Raw genomic sequence first — 2,239 nt, 5'->3', positions numbered from 1 at the left:
CAGCGGGGCCACCCCGCCCAGCACGCCGGCGTCGCGCAGGCCCGCGACCCGGTCGGGGCGCTGGACCGCGACGAGCTGGCCGTCGGCCGTGATCGCCAGGTTGTCCGGGGTGCCCGGCAGCTCCGTGTGCTGCGGGATCGACTGCAGGCTCGCCAGGAACCCCGCCGACATCGAGGGGGCACCGGCGTGCCGGATCGTGTCGACCGTCTGCCGCTGGGCGCGGACCTCGGCCGCGCACGCCTGGCAGCGCGTGATGTGCGACGCCGCGCGGTCGCGGGCGCCGTGCGAGAGCTCGCCGTCGACGAACGCCACGACGACGTCCGGCAGCAGGTGCGACTCGGGGAGTCCCCAGCCTCGCGGTGCGGTCATACCGACACCTTCGCAGACTGCGGTGCGTAAGCACGCCGTCGCTCGAGCGACGCGCGCAGCGCCTGGCGACCGCGGTGGATCCGGCTGCGGACGGTGCCCAGCTTGACACCCAGCGTCGCGCCGATCTCCTCGTACGACAGGCCTTCGACGTCGCACAGCACCACGGCGGCGCGGAACTCCGGAGGCAGCTCGTCGAGCGCCGCCTGCAGGTCAGGGTCCAGGTGGGTGTCCGAGTAGACCTGCTCCGGGCTCGGGTCGTCGCCCACGATGCGGTCGGTGTCCTCGGGCAGGCCTTCCATCCGCACGCGCGAGCGGCGGCGGGCCATGTCCAGGAAGAGGTTGGTGGTGATCCGGTGCAGCCAGCCTTCGAACGTGCCCGGCTTGTACGACGCCAGCGAGCGGAAGACCCGGATGAAGGTCTCCTGCGTCAGGTCCTCGGCGTCGTGGGTGTTGCCGGTCAGGCGGTAGGCGAGCCGGTAGACCCGGTCACCGTGTTCGCGCACGACCTCGTCCCAGGACGGTGGCGTCCACGCCGCCTCGTCCAGGGTCACCGGCTGAGCCCCGGCGTCGGCAACGGCGTTCTGCATAGCGGGAGCAGGCACCTCCATCTGCGTCTCTCCTGTCTGCTCCACCCAACGCGGGCTGTGGCCACGGTGTTCCCGTGCGTCTGGATTTCAGTCTGGCGGGGTTCCTTATGGTTCTAGTGAGACTGGACTGAGAGCAGGCTGAGAAGTTCTTCCCGGGTGCTTACCAGGGAGCCTGCGAGGATTTATCGACAACCAACGCTAACCTCCGTGCGTGAACACGCCCACCCCTGCGGCCGCACCGGCCGATTCCGGGTTCGTCGACGGGTACCTGCCCGACGACGAGGTGCTGTCTTCGGCGCGGGCACGGGCCGAAGACCTGGGCTGCGTCCCGCTCAGCGCGGGCGCGGGCGCGACGCTCCGCTTCCTGGCCGCGACACTGCGGGCGAAGGCGGTCGTCGAAGTCGGCACGGGCGCCGGCGTCAGCGGGCTGAGCCTGCTCCGCGGCATGGCTCCCGACGGCATCCTGACCTCGATCGACGTCGAGCCGGAGTACCAGCGGGCCGCGCGTGCGACGTTCCGCGAGGCCGGCTACGCGCCGGGCCGGACGCGGCTGATCATCGGCCGCGCCCTGGACGTGCTCCAGCGCCTCACGCCGGGCGGCTACGACCTGGTCTTCGTCGATTCCGCGCACATCGAGTACCCCGGCTGCTACGAGCTGGGCGTCTCGCTGCTGCGGCGGGGCGGGATCATCGCGTTCCACAACGTGCTGGCGGGCGGCCGGGTGATCGACCCGTCCCACCGGGACCCGGAGACGCTGGCGCTGCGCGAGGTGGCGCGGGCGTTCCGCGAGGACGACCGGCTGGTCCCGGCGCTGCTGCCGGTGGGCGGCGGGTTGCTGGTCGCGGCCGCGATCTGACTCAGCTGTCCACAACCTCGCGAGCCTGTGCACAACTCGCGTTCCGCGGCCGGTTCCGTCGGGGGCGCCGATAGACTGGAACAGGGCCGCCCCCCAGGGCTGGGCGGGGGCTTTCCGGGCGGGGTTCCGTGCATGACCTTGCAGGCGGGGCGCGCGCTTGCGGAGCGGGCAGGTCGGGTGTCGCGAATGAGTCATTCGTGAGCTCACGAGCATCGGCACGCTGGACGAACCGCGGGGCCCACCACTCCGACTCAACTCGCCACGAGCTCCCGCCGCACCGCGCGCACCCGGGTGCCCGCGCCGACCGCCGCCACCGCGAGCAGCAGCCAGGCCACGACCACCGCGATCAGCCACGGCCAGCCCTCGTGGCCGTAGACCCACGCGCCGGCCGCGCCGCCGACGCTGCTGCCCAGGTAGTACGTCGCCG

3 protein-coding genes are annotated in these 2,239 nt (G+C 72.4%); 1 reads left to right on the top strand and 2 read right to left on the bottom strand.

The features are described 5' to 3' along the window. Both G3I65_RS47225 and sigE read right to left on the bottom strand, forming a co-directional pair. Positions 1-369 (bottom strand): anti-sigma factor family protein (locus tag G3I65_RS47225; RefSeq protein ID WP_375336777.1); only part of this gene is annotated, 369 nt, incomplete at its 3' end. After that, positions 366-977, bottom strand: a complete 612-nt coding sequence (gene sigE / locus G3I65_RS47220) for an RNA polymerase sigma factor SigE (RefSeq protein WP_125307105.1) — start codon at positions 975-977, stop codon at positions 366-368. The genes sigE and G3I65_RS47225, both read right to left, overlap by 4 nt. A 190-nt stretch (positions 978-1,167) precedes the next feature. Between sigE and G3I65_RS47215 the strand changes: the two genes are divergently transcribed. Further along, the gene (locus G3I65_RS47215; protein WP_086865531.1) at positions 1,168-1,812 is read left to right on the top strand and encodes an O-methyltransferase; all 645 of its coding nucleotides are present in this window, start codon (positions 1,168-1,170) and stop codon (positions 1,810-1,812) included. The last annotated feature ends 427 nt before the right edge of the window (positions 1,813-2,239 follow it).

The organism is Amycolatopsis sp. SID8362 (assembly GCF_010550475.1).
Lineage (GTDB): Bacteria > Actinomycetota > Actinomycetes > Mycobacteriales > Pseudonocardiaceae > Amycolatopsis > Amycolatopsis eburnea.
Note: the sequence above shows the minus strand (reverse complement) of the source record. Positions and strands in the feature narration are given on the sequence as shown.